14 protein-coding genes are annotated in these 15,490 nt (G+C 66.7%); 8 read left to right on the top strand and 6 right to left on the bottom strand.

Annotated features, from left to right (window positions below; translation table 11 throughout):
* Positions 1–61 precede the first annotated feature (61 nt).
* Both MKK62_RS13870 and MKK62_RS13875 read left to right on the top strand, forming a co-directional pair.
* Positions 62–991 carry a metal-dependent hydrolase gene (locus MKK62_RS13870; RefSeq protein WP_240260411.1) on the top strand — a complete coding sequence of 310 codons (930 nt, stop codon included), beginning with the start codon at positions 62–64 and terminating at the stop codon, positions 989–991.
* Positions 992–996: 5 nt separating this feature from the next.
* On the top strand, positions 997–2,160 hold the full coding sequence (locus tag MKK62_RS13875; RefSeq protein WP_240260409.1) for an Rv3169 family protein: 1,164 nt from the start codon (positions 997–999) through the stop codon (positions 2,158–2,160).
* A gap of 4 nt (positions 2,161–2,164) precedes the next feature.
* Here MKK62_RS13875 and MKK62_RS13880 read toward each other — a convergent pair whose 3' ends face one another.
* Both MKK62_RS13880 and MKK62_RS13885 read right to left on the bottom strand, forming a co-directional pair.
* Positions 2,165–2,605 (bottom strand): DUF5994 family protein, encoded by a 441-nt coding sequence (locus MKK62_RS13880; RefSeq protein ID WP_240260407.1) that lies wholly within the window; start codon positions 2,603–2,605, stop codon positions 2,165–2,167.
* Complete coding sequence (locus MKK62_RS13885) at positions 2,605–3,048, bottom strand: DUF5994 family protein (RefSeq protein WP_240260405.1); 444 nt, start codon at positions 3,046–3,048, stop codon at positions 2,605–2,607. Before MKK62_RS13885 ends, MKK62_RS13880 begins: the two co-directional genes overlap by 1 nt.
* A gap of 240 nt (positions 3,049–3,288) precedes the next feature.
* On the opposite strand from MKK62_RS13885, the gene MKK62_RS13890 reads away from it, so the two are divergent.
* From MKK62_RS13890 to MKK62_RS13900, 3 genes are read left to right on the top strand one after another with little or no spacing between them, the layout of a single operon-like run.
* Positions 3,289–4,107 (top strand): transglutaminase-like domain-containing protein, encoded by an 819-nt coding sequence (locus MKK62_RS13890; protein WP_240260403.1) that lies wholly within the window; start codon positions 3,289–3,291, stop codon positions 4,105–4,107.
* 54 nt (positions 4,108–4,161) lie between these two features.
* Positions 4,162–4,899 (top strand): potassium channel family protein, encoded by a 738-nt coding sequence (locus MKK62_RS13895; RefSeq protein ID WP_240260401.1) that lies wholly within the window; start codon positions 4,162–4,164, stop codon positions 4,897–4,899.
* Positions 4,883–5,749 (top strand): alpha/beta fold hydrolase, encoded by an 867-nt coding sequence (locus MKK62_RS13900; RefSeq protein WP_240260400.1) that lies wholly within the window; start codon positions 4,883–4,885, stop codon positions 5,747–5,749. Before MKK62_RS13895 ends, MKK62_RS13900 begins: the two co-directional genes overlap by 17 nt.
* Here the strand turns inward: MKK62_RS13900 and MKK62_RS13905 are convergent.
* The gene (locus tag MKK62_RS13905; protein ID WP_240264152.1) at positions 5,746–7,812 is read right to left on the bottom strand and encodes an FUSC family protein; all 2,067 of its coding nucleotides are present in this window, start codon (positions 7,810–7,812) and stop codon (positions 5,746–5,748) included. The genes MKK62_RS13900 and MKK62_RS13905 overlap by 4 nt on opposite strands.
* Positions 7,813–7,968: 156 nt before the next feature.
* Here MKK62_RS13905 and galT point away from each other — a divergent pair, with 156 nt between their 5' ends.
* Positions 7,969–9,030, top strand: coding sequence for a galactose-1-phosphate uridylyltransferase (galT, locus tag MKK62_RS13910; RefSeq protein WP_240260398.1), 1,062 nt, complete (start codon positions 7,969–7,971; stop codon positions 9,028–9,030).
* Entirely contained in the window at positions 9,027–10,085 is a 1,059-nt protein-coding gene (locus MKK62_RS13915; protein ID WP_240260396.1) for a galactokinase, read from the top strand. Before galT ends, MKK62_RS13915 begins: the two co-directional genes overlap by 4 nt.
* Before the next feature lie 222 nt (positions 10,086–10,307).
* On the opposite strand, the gene MKK62_RS13920 is transcribed toward MKK62_RS13915, so the two are convergent.
* Positions 10,308–10,460, bottom strand: coding sequence for a hypothetical protein (locus MKK62_RS13920; protein ID WP_240260394.1), 153 nt, complete (start codon positions 10,458–10,460; stop codon positions 10,308–10,310).
* Positions 10,461–10,988: 528 nt separating this feature from the next.
* A complete protein-coding gene (locus tag MKK62_RS13925; protein ID WP_240260392.1) occupies positions 10,989–12,314 on the bottom strand; it encodes a DEAD/DEAH box helicase in 1,326 nt (441 codons plus the stop codon).
* A 308-nt stretch (positions 12,315–12,622) separates the two neighbouring features.
* On the opposite strand from MKK62_RS13925, the gene MKK62_RS13930 reads away from it, so the two are divergent.
* Positions 12,623–13,051, top strand: coding sequence for a CAP domain-containing protein (locus MKK62_RS13930; RefSeq protein WP_240260390.1), 429 nt, complete (start codon positions 12,623–12,625; stop codon positions 13,049–13,051).
* Here the strand turns inward: MKK62_RS13930 and MKK62_RS13935 are convergent.
* Entirely contained in the window at positions 13,048–15,423 is a 2,376-nt protein-coding gene (locus tag MKK62_RS13935) for a lysylphosphatidylglycerol synthase domain-containing protein (protein ID WP_240260388.1), read from the bottom strand. The two genes, MKK62_RS13930 and MKK62_RS13935, sit on opposite strands and share 4 nt — an antisense overlap.
* Between the last annotated feature and the right edge of the window lie 67 nt (positions 15,424–15,490).

The following is a 15,490-nucleotide window of genomic DNA, read 5'->3' on the forward strand; positions in this document are numbered from 1 at the left end:
CAGGGGGTCAAATGTCACACTGACCCTACCGCTGGCCCTGGTCGATGGAAAGGTAGCGACGGTGACCCACCTCGTGATCCGCAAGATCCCGTGGGATTTCGAGGACGCCGGCGTGCCGTTCAAGTGGCAGCCCGACAATCCGAATTTCGGGCTGTTCTGCAACGCGTTCACGTTCATCGCCGTCCCGTTCGAGCGCTACATCGTCAATGTGGTCCGGCGGGCCGCCGACGCGTGGCGCGACGACCCGGACGTCGCCGCGGAGGCCGACGCCTTCCTGCGGCAAGAGGCGCAACACGCGTCCGCGCACCGCAAACACATGCTGGCGCTGGTTCAGCGTTACCCCGAACTCGAGTGGTGCTACGTCGACGCGTGCCGCGCTTATGACCGGTTGCTCGACGAACAGCCGATCGAATTCCACGCCGCCTACATCGCCAACCTGGAGGCGACGTTCACCCCGCTGTTCAAAGTCTTTCTGGACAACCGGGATTCGTTGTTCGGCGGAGGCGATCAACGGGTCGCGTCGCTCATGATGTGGCATTTCGTCGAAGAGATCGAGCATCGCAGCTCCGGGTTGATCCTGTATCGCCACATCAGCCCCAACCCGTGGTACCGGACCAGGCGCATCCGCGACACGTTCGCCCATGTCAGCGCGGTCGCCCACGAGATCGCGAAGGCTTTCGACGAGGTCGTCCCGTTCGAGGACCGCGGCGCCTCCGCGCAGGAGTTGATGTCGATCTCGCTGCTGTACGGCGAGTTCATGTTTCGCGGCCCCGGCGGCCGGCGCCGGCGCGCCGGGCGCGGTGGTCCACCGACACTGTTCAGTGCCGTCCCGACCCGCGAACTGCTGGCGATGGTGTGGCGGCTGGTGTTGTCCCAGGCCCCCAACCACGACCCGGCCGATCAGCCGCTGCCCGAGTGGGCGGACACCTGGATGCGCGAATATGACCACGGTGTCGACATGACCCGGTTCTTTCCGACGACGACGAGGTAATCGATTTGCTGTCAACGAATTACGGCGCCCTGGTGCCGGAGGATGAGCTGCTCACCCACCAAATCGTTGACACCTTCGCCACGGTCAGCCAGTCGGACCCGTCGTGGACCGAGAAGATCTGGACTATCGCCCACGCCCGCGACAACTCGCTGCAGGTGGTGCTCGGGATCGGCAAGTACACCAATCGCGGCGTGTTCGACGGCGCCGCCGGGGTGTGCCGCGGCACCGAGCAGTGGACCGTGCGCGCCGGCCGGCGATTGTCGTCCGCGCCATCGAGCACCGACGTCGGGCCGGTGCACTACCGCGTCGTCGAACCGCTTCGGGCCATTCGAATCAGCTTGGACCGCAACGAACATCAGCCGATCGCCTTCGACGTCGAGCTGCGCGGGAGTTTCGACGCGGCGCTGGAGGACCCGTGGCCCGACCGCAGCCCCGACGGCTACCGGGTGACCCACAACATCCTGCGCTACCACCAGGTCGGCGTCGCCTCCGGTTGGGTGGAGGTCGACGGCGAGCGCACCGACGTCGCGGACGACCAATGGATTTCGATCCGTGACCACTCCTGGGGGCTTCGGCCCGGCATCGGCAAACCCATTCCCGGACTACCCCGCGGCAGCCGCAAGATCAAGCAGATGTTCATGACCTGGATGCCGATGACGCTGACCAGGCCGGACGGCTCGGCCTACTCGCTGTTCGTCATGTACCAGGAGGAGCGCGGCGACGGGTTCACCGAAATCCGTTGCCAGGCCGAACAACAGAATGCGGACGGATCGTCGCACCGATTCCCGTCGGTCGAACAGGACATGCACTTCGAGGACGGCAACCGCCGCTTCACCCACGGTACCGTCACGCTGATCGACACCGACGGATCCCGGCGACCGCTGACCGTCACCGCCGCGGGGCCTGGCGGTTTCCACCTCGGCACCGCCGGCTACTACGGCTGGAACGACTGGGTCTACGGCCAGTGGGTCGGCGACCTCAAGGTCGAGGGCAGCCACGTCACCGATTGCGACAAGCCCGAGAAAGCCCGCGAGCTGCACCAGTTGCGCGACCTGCTGGTCCGAATCGACGACCCCGTCGGTGGCGGCACCGGGTTGGGCAACGCGGAGACCTTCGCGATGGGCGCCTTTCCCGAGCGCGGCCTGACCGCCGAGAATTCGTTTCTCTGAGTGGTCAACCGCCGTTTTCGATCAAATCCCTCAGCAGGTCTTCGATCGTCGACGAATTTTCCGCTGCCGCAGCCGACATCATGGCCGTGCGCGCCTCTTCCCGCTCCGTCGTCGGCGGTATCACCAACAGGATCAGCTTCGGGCCCCTGTCACTGATGATCTGAATGGTGTCGACAGGCTGCCCCGTACACCCGCCGAGTTGGATCACGTTGTCACCGGTGCGGAACTCGTCGGCCGCGGTGGCCCATTCGCCGAGGTTGTAGACGACGCGTTCGATCGGTCCGATCCGGATCGACAGCACCGCCAGCAAGTCGGGAAGCTCCACCACCAGGTCGTCACTGTGCGGCCACCAGGCCCCGTCGACGTATCCGGTCGTCGGTGCTTTCGGTTTCAGCCGTAGGCGTGGCTTGGCGGCGTTAGATCGTTGGGTGTTGCGTAATGTCACTAGGAGTGTTTGTCGGACAACAGTTGTGCGGAGGTAGACCCGTTGCCGGGTGCCGCGGCCGACATCATGGCGTCGTGTGCCCGGTCGGGGTCGGTTCCGGGTGGTATCACCAGCAGGTGGATCGTGGCGGCGTTGCGCCCCATGACCTCCACGGTGTCGGCCGGCTGACGGGTGTAACCGTCGAGGCGTACCACAGTGCCGCCGGTCGAGAACCTCCTCGGTGTCGCGGTCCATTCACCGAGGTTGTACAGAACCCGCTGGATGATGCCGAGTCGGACTGACAGCACCGCCAGCAAGTCGGGAAGTTCGTCGACCAATTCGCTGCTGTGGGGCCACCAGGCCCCGTCGACGTATCCGGTCGTAGGGGCTTTAGGTTTCAGGCGCAACCGGGGTGTGACCTGCGGGCCGGAACCGGTCGAACTGCGATCTGATGTCAGCGTCATGAGACGCTCCTGTCTCGGCCGTGAATCGGCCAGAAATTGACATCGGCGACGACTCAACGTCGAAAGGTTGCGTGCGAAATATCGCCGATACTTCGACACTACACGCCTGCGGCGAATTGCGTTGCCGTCGGAGCTCTCCTGCGAGGTGTAATGTCGGTCTGAACGCCCTGGTCGGGCGGTGTCCGGCCCTCGAGCGGCAGTTCTCATTCCAGCTCGGCCTTCACCAGAAGGAAGCGGCCCATGAACAACCGGCAACTCAGGCGCGAAGTGGGCGCCGAGCTTGAGGTCGAGATCATCGAGCCCACGACGTTGGAGTTCCAGATCGCGGTTGCGCCGCGCCCGAATGCCGAAGTGTCCGAACGTCTGTCGTTTCAGCTGGACGGCAAATCGGTTGAGCCACTTGAAATCAGCGGCATGCACGGTAACCGCATCCACAAGCTGGTCGTTCCGGCCGGCTATCTGACCGTCGACTATGCGGCGACAGTCATCGGCCGCACCGACCCCCCACCCGTGACCGAGCAAGACCTCTCCACGTACTTGCGACCAAGTCGATATGCCGAGGCGGACAAGCTATACGGTTTCGCTGGAACGGAATTCGGCAGCTATGCCGACTCGGCCACGCTGTTGGAACGTGTCTCGTTGTGGGTCGGCACCCGGTTGAACTACGTGCCCGGATCCAGTGATCCGATCGACGGTGCGGTGGAGACGATGCTCGCGGGTGCCGGAGTATGTCGCGACTTCGCTCATTTGGTCGTCGCGCTCCTCCGGGCGGTGAACGTGCCGGCCCGTGCGGTGTCGGTGTACGCGCCAGGGCTGTATCCGATGGACTTTCACGCGGTCGCCGAGGCATTCGTCGACGGCCAATGGCACGTCGTCGACGGCACCTTGCTGGCGCCCCGTCAGACGCTCGTTCGGATCGCTACCGGGCGGGACGCCGCCGACATCGCGTTTCTGGACAATCATCGGGGTCTCATCGACCTCAAAAAGCTGGTGGTCACCGCAATCGTGGACGGTGACCTTCCGATCGACTCCATCGACCAACTGGTGTCCATCGGTTAGCGCTCTTTGCGTGTTCTCCGTGACGAGGTCCGGCTCACCAGCGAGACTGGCGGAATGCGCAGCGAAGAGAGGCTCCAACGCTTCGAGCGATACGCCGAATGGCCGCTCGCCGCGGCAGCCCTGGTCTTTTTGGTCGTATTCTCCGTGCAGGTACTGGCCCCCAGGCCGCCGCGCGAAGCGCACATTCTCTGGCTGATCGACTGGTCGATCTGGGGCATGTTCATCGTCGATTACGTCATACGCCTATACCTCGCCCCCAACCGGTGGCGCTGGTTCTGGCATCACCTGATCGACTTCGGGATCGTGACGCTGCCGCTGATCCGGCCACTTCGCTTGCTGCGCTTGATCGTTCTGATCGAGTTGCTGCAGAAGGCGGTCGGGGATGCCTTCCGGGGCAGGCTTCTCGTCTACACCACGTCCGGTGTCGTCCTGCTCATCTATTCGGCGTCGCTCGCGGTTTACGACAAGGAACACAACCTGCCCGGGGCCACGATTAATTCGTTCGGCAAGGCGCTGTGGTGGTCGATCACCACGGCGACCACCGTCGGCTACGGCGACGTCTACCCATTGACCAACACCGGCCGAGTCATCGCCGTGCTCCTGATGCTCGGCGGCATCGGCCTCGTCGGCGTGGTCACCGCGGCCCTGGCGTCATGGATCATCGAGCGGGTTGCCGAGGAAGACGCCGAGAATCAGGCCGCGACCGTCGCGCACATCGAAGAGCTTCGCGACGAAATTCGCGCGCTGACGCGAGAACTCAAGGAGGGACTCAACAATGACCGTCACCCCTGAGACCTTCACGACGAGCGGCGTCGGCGGCACCCGCATCGTCGCCGACCGGGTCGGCGACCCCGACCAGCCGGCCGTTGTTTTCCTGCACGGCGGCGGACAGACCCGCCGATCCTGGGGCAAGGCGGCCGCCGCGGTGGCCGAACGCGGCTGGCAAGCAGTCACCGTCGACTTCCGCGGCCACGGGGAGTCGGACTGGTCGGAAGAGGGCGACTACCGGCTGACCAGCTTTGCCGGCGACGTGCAGGAAGTCCTGCGGTATCTGCCTCCGCGGCCGGTGCTGGTCGGCGCATCGCTGGGCGGCTTCACGACAATGCTTCTGGCGGGCGAACTCTCGCCGGGCATCGCCCGCGCGGTGGTGCTGGTCGACATCGTGCCCAACATGGATCCGTCGGGGGCAAACCGGATCCACGATTTCATGGCCGACCGCATGGAGTCGGGATTCGCCTCGCTCGACGAGGTCGCGGACATGATCGCCGAATACAACCCGCACCGACCGCGGCCGTCCGACCTCAACGGGCTGCGCACCAACCTGCGGCGCCGCGGCGATCGGTGGTACTGGCACTGGGACCCGAAATTCATCAGCGCGACCGCTTCGCTGCCGCCCGACGAGTTGACCGATGTCGACCGGATGAACGCCGCGGTGCAGGCGATTCTCGACGGCGGGGTGCCGATGCTGTTGGTCCGCGGTCAGGTCAGCGACCTGGTCAGCCAGGACCGTGCGGACGAATTCCTGGCCCGTTTCCCGGCAGTCGGATTCGTCGACGTGCAGGGCGCGGGGCATATGGTCGCCGGCGACCGCAACGATCTGTTTGCCGACGCGGTGCTGAATTTCCTTGCCCGCCAGGCCTAAGCCTCGTTGGAGATCAGGACCCCGTTGTCGGCGCCGAGGTCGATCGCGGAGTTGATCACCACCCGGTCGATCTGCCGCAGCGAATGCAGGGCGGCGAGCAGCCGCGCGCGTTCTGTTGTGGCGTCGCCATGCTGGCGGGCCAGTGACTCGGCGGCGTCGATGAAGTCGGTCGACGGGAAAACCGTTGCGGGATGGTCGAACTCGAGAGCGGTGATCAGCACCTCGATGTTGCGGCGGATTTGCGCCGTGGCCGCGTTGATCGCGTCGGCCAGCTCGGGCGACGTGTCGACGCGGGTCTCGCTGTTGCGCACCAGCATTCGCGCGTACCGGTCGCAGGCGTTGAGCATCCGCACGCCGTGGCGCATGGTGCGACGGCCGGCCAGGCCGGCAATGCCGGCGCTCAGCGGCTTGGCCGAGGTGCGGAACTGCTGCAGGTCGCGGCCGAGTTGACGCGCCGTCTCGGTCAGGTTCGTGCCCGGGTTGTCGCCCAGCAGGCTGGCGACCGAATCGCCGACCAGTTCGGACAGGGTCAGGAAGAACGCGCGGGCATCGTTGCGGATATGGGTGCGGGTGTTGATCGGCAACACCAGCATCGCCGCGGCGATCCCGATGACCGCCCCGATCGCGGTCTCCTCGATCCGCAACAGCAGCAGGCTGAACGTGAATTCGCCAAGCAAGCCGTACATCAACGCGAGCATGGTGCTGATCCAGAACGTCATCAAGCTGTAGGTCACCTTCATGAAGTAGAAGGCGCAAAAGAGGCAGACGAAGATCATCACCAGCGACGCAATCTTGTTGCCGGACACCAGCGTCGCGACCAGCACGCCGCTGGGCACACCGAGCACCGTGCCGAGCAGTCGCTGCCAACCCTTGTCGAGCGTCTCGGCCCACGAGTTGGTGCCGGCGAAGATCACGAAAGCGGCAATCGCCGCCCAGTACCAGTGCGACGGCGACAGCAGCTCCCCGACGACGATGGCCAGCGCCGCGGCCACGGCGACCTGGATGGCTTGCCGGGTGGTCTGGCGCATGCCGGTCTGCTGCGCCGGCTCCGGCGGCGGCGCGGCAATGTCCGCGGTCTGTGCGGTGTCGGATTCGACGCGTTCCATCCGGGACCGGACTTCGGCGGTCGCCTTGGCGGTGTCGACGACCGCCAGGGCCAGCCGGCGCACCGGCAGCTCGTCGGGGCATTGATCGAGCAGGCGCTGGGCGCGTTCCGCGGTTTGCTTGAGGCCGTGGTCGTGCGGGGTGCGGATTGCCCGCGACAGCATCGCGACGGTGTCGGCGAGTTCGGCGCGGGTGGTGGCCGGCATGTCGGCCTCTGACGCTCGGGCGCCGGCCCTGGCGAGGCGCTCGACGGTGAGTTCGGCGTCGAACAGCCACATCGCGAGGTCCTCGCCGCTGACCCCGGGAAACAGCACACCGGGGTTCACCCGGTCTTCGATCTGCGCCTGAACCATCAACGCGGTCTCGTTGAGCCGGACGGTCCGGATCCGCAGCCGGCGCTGCGACCGCTCGTCGACCCGGCGGTTGCGGACCAGCTCGGCGGTGGTGTCGACGACGATCGCCATCCTCGCGCGCAGCGACCGGATGTTCGCGCGCAGAACGCTTTCCGGCCGGTCGGGCATCAGCAGCATCGCCCACACGTAACTGCACAGGGTGCCGATCACGGTGGCGCCGATCAGCCATGGCAGCTCGGACAGCTGCGCCCGCAGGTACAGCGAGAAGAAGTACGACATGAACGTGACCATGCCCAAAGCCATCCCGCGGGGGCCGAACCGGCGCAGGTAGACCGCGATGAACACCACCACGACGAAGATGACGTCGCCGATCACCGGGTGCGGCGTCACCAGCGAGGCGGCGGTGATCGCCGCCGCGGTGGGCAGCGGCAGCAACGCCATCGTGACGCGTTGCCGGTGTGGATCGGGTTCGTTGACCGACCGCGCCGACACCATCGTGACCAGCGCACCGAGCAGCGCCACGGTCATCGGTTGCCCGGTGGCTTTGGTCAGCAGGAACAGCACCAGAAGGGCGGTGGCCAGCGCGCCGGTGGTGCGGGTGGCCATCCGAAGCCGCAGCAGGCCCGGGTCGGATCCGATCGTCCAGTTACGGGCCCGTGCATACAGCGCGGCTGCGTCACCGAACACCCGTGGCCAGCCTCTCTCCTGCGAAATGCGTGTCTGTTGCCACCGACTCTGGCACACGCGCGAAGATGAGACCCGATGAGCACGGAGGTGACGCTGGCCGATGGCCGCGAGCTGTTGTTCTTCTCACTTCCGGGTAATACCCCGTCGCCGGTGGTTGACCGCCGTCCGTTGCCGCCGTTTGTGCCGGGGGAGTCGCAGCTGCGGTTCGACCGGACGACTGGGCAGTGGGTGGCGATCGCCGCTCGCCGCCAGGACCGCACCTACAAGCCGCCGCCCGACCAGTGCCCGCTGTGCCCGGGTCCGACCGGGTTGACCAGCGAGGTGCCCGCACCGGACTACGACGTGGTCGTCTTCGAGAACCGGTTCCCGGCGCTGTCCGGTGCCGGCGCTGCGGCGACCGTGCCCGACGGCTTCGCGCCCCTGCCCGGGGTCGGACGCTGCGAAGTGATCTGCTTTTCCAGCGACCACACCGGGTCGTTCGCCGAGCTGCCCGCGCCGCATGCCCGCTTGGTGGTCGACGCCTGGCGGGACCGGACCGCCGCGCTGCAGTCCCAGCCGGGCGTCGAGCAGGTGTTCTGCTTCGAGAACCGCGGCGAGGAGATCGGCGTGACGTTGGCCCACCCGCACGGCCAGATCTACGGCTACTCCTATCTGACGCCGCGGACGGCAGTGATGATGGCGCAGGCCGCCGCCCACCGGGGCGGCAACCTCTTCGCCGACCTGTTGGCCGCCGAAATCACCGACGGGGCCCGGATCGTCGCGCGCACCGAGCTGTTCACCGCGTTTGTCCCGTTCGCCGCGCGCTGGCCCGTCGAGGTGCACATCTATCCGAACCGGTTCGTGCACAACTTGATTGACTTATCCGCGGATGAGCTGGACGACTTCGCCCGGATCTACGTCGACATCCTGCAGCGCTTCGACCGGATGTATTCCGCGCCGCTGCCATACATGTCGGCGCTGCACCAGTACGCCGACACTGATTTGTTGCGGGACGGCTACTTCCACGTCGAGCTGATGTCGATCCGGCGCAGCGCGACAGCGCTGAAGTATCTGGCCGCGTCGGAATCGGCGATGGACGCGTTCATCACCGACGTGGTGCCCGAAGCCGTCGCCCAGCGCTTGCGGGATCTCGCGTGACGGTTCGGTACTCGGCACCCGGGCGGGTGAATCTGATTGGCGAGCACACCGACTACAACCTGGGTTGGTCGCTGCCGATCGCGCTGCCGCAGCGCACGTCGGTCGTTTTCGAGCCGTCCGCTGCGGACGAGCTGACCGTGTCGAGCGACCTCGCCGACGATGCGGCGCGAATCCCGTTGACCACCAAGCCCGGTGAGGTGACCGGCTGGGCCGCCTACGTGGCCGGCGTGGTCTGGGCGTTGCGCGCGGCCGGGCATCGCATACCCGGCGGCGTGCTGTCGATTAGCAGCGAGGTGCCGGTCGGGTCGGGGCTGTCTTCGTCGGCGGCCCTGGAATGTGCGGTGCTGGGCGCGCTGTGTCCCGGTATCGACCGCCTCGACCAGGCCAGGTTGGCGCAGCGCGCCGAGAACGAATACGTCGGCGCGCCAACGGGTTTGCTGGACCAGATCTCGTCGCTGTTCGGCGCGAGGGCTACCGCGCTGCTGATCGACTTTCGGGAGCTGACCGTGACACAGGTCGGCTTCGACCCGTCGTCGTCCGGTGTCGAGCTGTTGCTCATCGATTCACGTGAGCGGCACGGCCACGCCGGCGGTGAGTACGCCGCGCGCCGGTTGTCGTGCGAGCGGGCGGCCGCGGACATGGGTGTGGTGTCGCTGCGGGAGGTTAATGACGTCGCGGCGCTCGGGCGCGTCACCGACCCAGTCGACGCGCGTCGCGCTCGGCACGTGCTGACAGAGAATCAGAGGGTCCTTGATTTTGTTGCGGCGCTGCGTAATTCGGACTACGCAGCGGCCGGTCGTATCTTCACCGCTTCGCACGCGTCGATGCGCGATGACTTCGCGATCACCACGCCGCACATCGACCGGATCGCCCGCGCCGCCGTCGACGCCGGCGCCCTGGGCGCGCGAATGACCGGTGGTGGATTCGGTGGCTGCGTGATCGCGCTAGTGCCGGCCAGCCGCGTCTCTGCCGTCAGCGTCGCCGTGAGCGCCGCTGCCGGGAACCAGCCTGTGATTACGTCGACTTACGCCGCAGAGGGCGCATCCGCCACATGAGTAACAGCGGGGCGGGGGTGTTCGCTCTGCCCGCCTCACAGCGACAACTTCACCCGCTCGACAAGTTGTCGCTCGAAGGCGGGCACAAAGCCCTCCGGTCCCGGCGAGCTGCTCGCTCGTCGGCACCCGATGCTTGCGGAGAGTCTCGCAAAGCCAACCGAGGCAGGCCGATTGGCTACGAGTTCCCTATCATCAACTAGCGCAGCACACCTTCGGTCGTCCCTACCAAACCACGACCTCGGCGTTGTCTCCGGCGTAACAACGAGTCGAATTCACCAACGCACCGTTGCTGAAGCGAGCGGAAAAGCCGCCTTCGCAGTCCATTTCGTAGCGTTCGCCGGTAACCGGCGAATAGGCAACAAAGTTGTGCATCATCCCCGATGCGTAGAAAGCGCTGCGAACATTCTCGGCGAACCCGCAGGTGGTGCGATCCCAATGGGGCCTTGACTCCTGCAAACGGTCCGCCTGCCCGCCTCGTAGCGAATTCACGCCGCGTCTTGCCCAATTCGCTCGAAGGCGGGCACAAAGCCCCCCGGTCGGCTCAGGATGCGGGCGTGAATCGAATCGCGCGCAGGCCCAGCTCCTCGATGGCCTCGGCGAACTGGTCGCTCGTCGGCCCCCGGTGGTCGCGGAACCCGATTCCCATCAGATGCTGGGCCCTCCGTACGCCGCGGCCAGCCCAGGACCGGGCTGACCACAAGGCGCATCAACGCCTTCGGTGATCGGTGTCATTTCCTCACGGGAGCGGACGAGACCAGCGTGATCGGAGCCTTGCGAACGGCTTCCGAGACCTCGGCGAACCCGAGCTCGGTGCAGGCACGTGCGGCGACCTGCCGCAGCACGGCAGTGGACAGGACGCGGCGCCGTCGGCACCCGCATCCAAGTCGAACAGTCGAAACAACTCTAGGCGGAGCGACGTGGCCTCCGGCTGTGCTGGCCGTTGCGGGCGGCCGCCTTCGCGCGCTCGCCGCCACGATTCGGACGACGCCTGGGCGCCCGGCTAGGCTGCGCGACCACTGGCTTCGGAGCCGGCGCCTGGTAGGGCGCGATCTCGCCGACCAGCTGCACGACGGACTCGGATGCCGCGGTGACGGTCTGCGGGCGCACGTTGATCCCGGCGCGCTTCAACAGCACCGAGGTGTCGCGACGCTCGTCGGGCAACACGACGGTGACGACGTCGCCGCTGCTGCCGGCGCGGGCGGTGCGACCGGAGCGGTGCAGGTATGCCTTGTGCTCGGCTGGCGGGTCGACGTGCACCACCAGCTCGACCTCGTCGACGTGCACACCGCGCGCCGCGATGTCGGTGGCCACCAGGACCCGAGCTTCGCCGGACGAGAAGGCCGCCAGGTTGCGGTCGCGGGCGGGCTGAGAAAGGTTGCCGTGCAGGTCAACTGACGGCACGCCGGCGTCGGTCAGCTGACGAGCCAGCTTGCGAGCCTGGTGCTTGGTGCGCATGAACAGGATGCGCCGGCCGGTGCCCGACGCCAGCCGGTGCACCAATTCCTTTTTGGCGCCGACACTTTCGACGTGGAACACGTGGTGGGTCATCTCCGGCACCGGCGAGTGGGCCTCGTCGACGGAGTGCATGACGTGGTTGCGCAGGAATCGCTTGACCAGCTTGTCGACGCCGTTGTCCAGGGTCGCGGAGAACAGCAGCCGTTGACCGGACGACGGCGTGGCCGCCAGGATGCGCGTGACACCGGGCAGGAAGCCGAGGTCGGCCATGTGGTCGGCCTCGTCGAGCACGGTGATGTCGACGGCGTCGAGGCTGATCAGCCGTTGGCGCATCAGGTCTTCCAGCCGGCCCGGGCAGGCGACGACGATGTCGACGCCGGCGTTGAGCGCGGATTCCTGACGGGTCTGCGAGACCCCACCGAAGATCGTGGTGACCTTGAGGCCGTAGCTGGCTGCCAGCGGCTCGAGCGTCGCGGTGATCTGGGTGGCCAGCTCGCGGGTCGGGGCGAGCACCAGGCCGCTCGGATGCCGGGGGCGCCGCTTGGCCGTTGCAAGCCGAGCTACCAACGGGATTGAGAAGGCCAGCGTCTTACCGCTGCCGGTCTTGCCACGGCCGAGCACGTCGCGGCCTGCGAGCGTGTCGGGCAGGGTGTTGACCTGGATCGGGAAAGGCGCGGTGATTCCGCGCGCGGACAGGTTGCTGATCAGTCGCTCGGGCACGCCGAGGTCAGCAAAGGAAATAGCAGTCACAGTGGTGTGGTGCCTTTCAGGCATCAGGGGTGGCGAGATTGCCGGGAGGCAAAATCGATCGCCGCGAGAAAGCTTGAGAATGGAATGTCGGAGCAGTCCACGACGGTGTCGGCTTCTTGGATCGCCAACGTTGCACAAGCTTAGCCGACCAGCTGGGCATCCCCATCATCGTGTGAGCAAGGACACCGGGAGCGGAGGGTTCGCCATTTCCGCCCGCGAACAGGCTGGAGTGGCTAATATGTGTTTGCTACGGCGATATCGGGGAGCGTAGTGGGGGGCGTCAAATGAAAGTAAAGATAAGCGTTGTCCTGTCGGTCTGCTGCCTGTCCGGCATGCCTCTTGGTGCCGTTGCCGGATTTGCTGCAGGCGCAGACGATTTCAGGGACGCCATTTACAACGGCGTCAGCGCACTCCGTCAGTTCTGCGGGCCAATCGGTGACGACCCGCGTCTGACGGCGGCCGCGCAACGGCACGCCGACGATTTGGCGGTCAACGGCATCGAGCGCGGCCACATCGGTTCGGACGGTTCGTCACCGCGGGCACGGGTGCTCGACGCGGGCTACGCCAAGCCGGGCGGCACCAGCGAGATCCTGTTCTGGGGCAGCGGAACCCGCGCAACTCCGAGCACGGCGCTGGACCTGTGGATGCAGAGTCCTCCCCATCGCGCGGTTATCGAGGACTGTGCTTTCACCGCGGTCGGCTTCGCCACCGCCTGGACCGGCAACACCCTGATCGCCGTCGGCGACTTCGCCGGCGGCTAGACCATGTCGTTGCGGGTCAGCCACTGCATGACCGGCCACCCAATGAACACCGGCAACCAGCAGGTCAGCACCCGGTAGAGCAGCACGGAGGGCACGCTGACGGCCGCGGGCACCCCGAAGGCTGCGAGCCCACCGATCAGCGCGGCTTCGACAGCGCCGACACCGCCGGGCGTAGGCGCGGCCGACGCCAACGTGCCGCCCACCATCGTCACCACGGTGACGGTGACGAACGACGCGGTGCCGCCAAACGCCTCGACGCTGGTCCACAGCGCCAGCGCCGCGCCGAGTGTGGTTCCGGTGCAACCCAACACGATCAACGCCATCCGCTGGGGCTCGCGCGCCACCTCGGCGATGTCGGTGACGATCTCCTTGAGCTTGGGGGTCACCGCCGTCGAAAGCCACCGTCGCACATTGGGAATCAGCAGAAAGACCCCGACGAGACCCAATGCCGCACCGGCGATCAGGTACAGCATGGTGGATTTCGGCACGAAGTGCGACAGGTCGGTGCCGGCGCCGGCGGCGGTGCTGAACAGGATCAGCAGCACGACGTGCATGATCACCTGCATCGACTGTTGCAGCGCGACAGCGGTGGTGGCGCGCGTCGTACTCAGCCCGCTCTTCTGCAAGATGCGGGTGCTCAGCGCCAACCCGCCCACACCGGCCGGGGTGGTGGTCGCGGCGAAAGTGTTGGCCACCTGTGCAATCGACAGCCGCCAGAAGTTCACCGATTCGTCAGCGCTGGCCCACAACGCGGCCGCGGCGCCGACGTACGTCGACGCCGAGATCGCCAACCCCAGCAGCGCCCACCACCAATTGGCCTTGCCCAGCGCGTTGAAGAACGTCGGCACCGTGCTGATGAACGGATAGGCGACATACACCAGCGCACCGAGCAGAAGCAGCTGGATCAGCTGGCTGCGGCTGAACCGGGTCACCGATTCCGGCTGGATCTTCTCGGTTCCGGTCTGGCGCATCACCGCCGCACGGCTGCGATTGATCACTGCCTTCGCGTCGTTCACCGAGTCGCGAATGTGCTTCGGCACAGCGGTTTTGGTGAGCCGGCGTGACGCGGTCAGCACGGCGTCGCGACCGAGCACCTCGATCGCCGCGGCGACGGCCTCGTCAGCGCCGTAGAGCGCCGTCGTCGTCACCAATAGCTGGGCGATGTCGGCTTGGAGCTGGTTGTCGGTGGCGCCGTATTCCGCGCTGCCGAACCCGCCGAAGAACACCGCGCCGTTGCTGACGGTGATCTCGTGGGCGCGCAGGTCGCCGTGGGCGATCTGGTGGTCCTGCAATTTGCGCAGCGACTCCCACACCTCCGACACCGGCGTCGAGGTGTGGCATTGCTTCAACGGAGCTCCGCGAATCCGCTTGTGGGCGTAGAGCGTCCAGCCTCGGTCCAGGGAGCCGACCGCGATCGTGGCGGTGTTGGCGATACCCAGGTCGCCGACCGCAATGGCCATCAGCGCGCGATGCTCGACGGCGCGGCGCATCGACGTCTGCAGCGGAGCGGTCTCGCTGTCGCGCAGCCGCAGGATCCGCCAGACCTGTCGCAGCGCGCCGCCGCTGCGTTGATGCGGCCCGTACATCTCGACGACGGCGTTCTCGTCTTCGTCGCAGGTGACGGCCGAGAGCACCAGCGGACCCGAACCGGCGGGCCGGACCACCCGCAACTCCTCGACCGCGAACCCGCGTTTGGCCATCGCGCGCACCGCGCCGTCCAGCGGCACTTCGAGCGCGGGGGTGCCGCTGACCAGGATCACCAGCGCGCCGACGAACCAGCCGACCGCGATGCCCAGCACCGAGCGGGCCGGCACGATCGCGCTGACCACCAGGTGGATTGGAATGAACGCCAGCAGCAGCCCCCACCACCAGTGCCGCCAGCGGGCCGGCAGCCACGGGCCCGACACGGTGAGCACCGCGGCCAGCATGGCGATCCACCGCGGGTCGTCGAGGAATTGCGACAGCACCGTGCGCAGGCGGTCGTTCAGGTCGAAGTGCCACTGCGGCGCGGCCAGGCCGGCGCTGTTGATCGACAGCGACAGGATGGACAGGATCGCCGCCGCCGCGTAGGGGATCAGCAGCCGCCACTGCCGGGCGATGATCAGCCCGAACAGGATCATGAACGGCAATGCCAGCACCGCGAGGCCGTAGAGCAGGTAGACCACGTCGGACTGGGTGGGCGTGAGCACGCCGACGATGCGCGAGATGGACATCTCCAACCCGTCCCAGCGGGTGCGGGTGACCAGCGAGCTGGTGATCACGACCGCCAGCAGCGCGCCCGACAGCGCGACCCGCAGCATGTCGTTGGTGCGTCGGGTCAGGGGCTGCAGCAAGCTGCCCGAAACCCTGACTTCGCGACCATCGACGAGCATGCGTTGAGCAACCTCCGTGTGGGCTTTTCCGCGCACAACATATCCGGTGACCTTGGTAGATAGCCGG

The sequence above is a fragment of the Mycobacterium paraterrae genome, assembly GCF_022430545.2.
Lineage (GTDB): Bacteria > Actinomycetota > Actinomycetes > Mycobacteriales > Mycobacteriaceae > Mycobacterium > Mycobacterium paraterrae.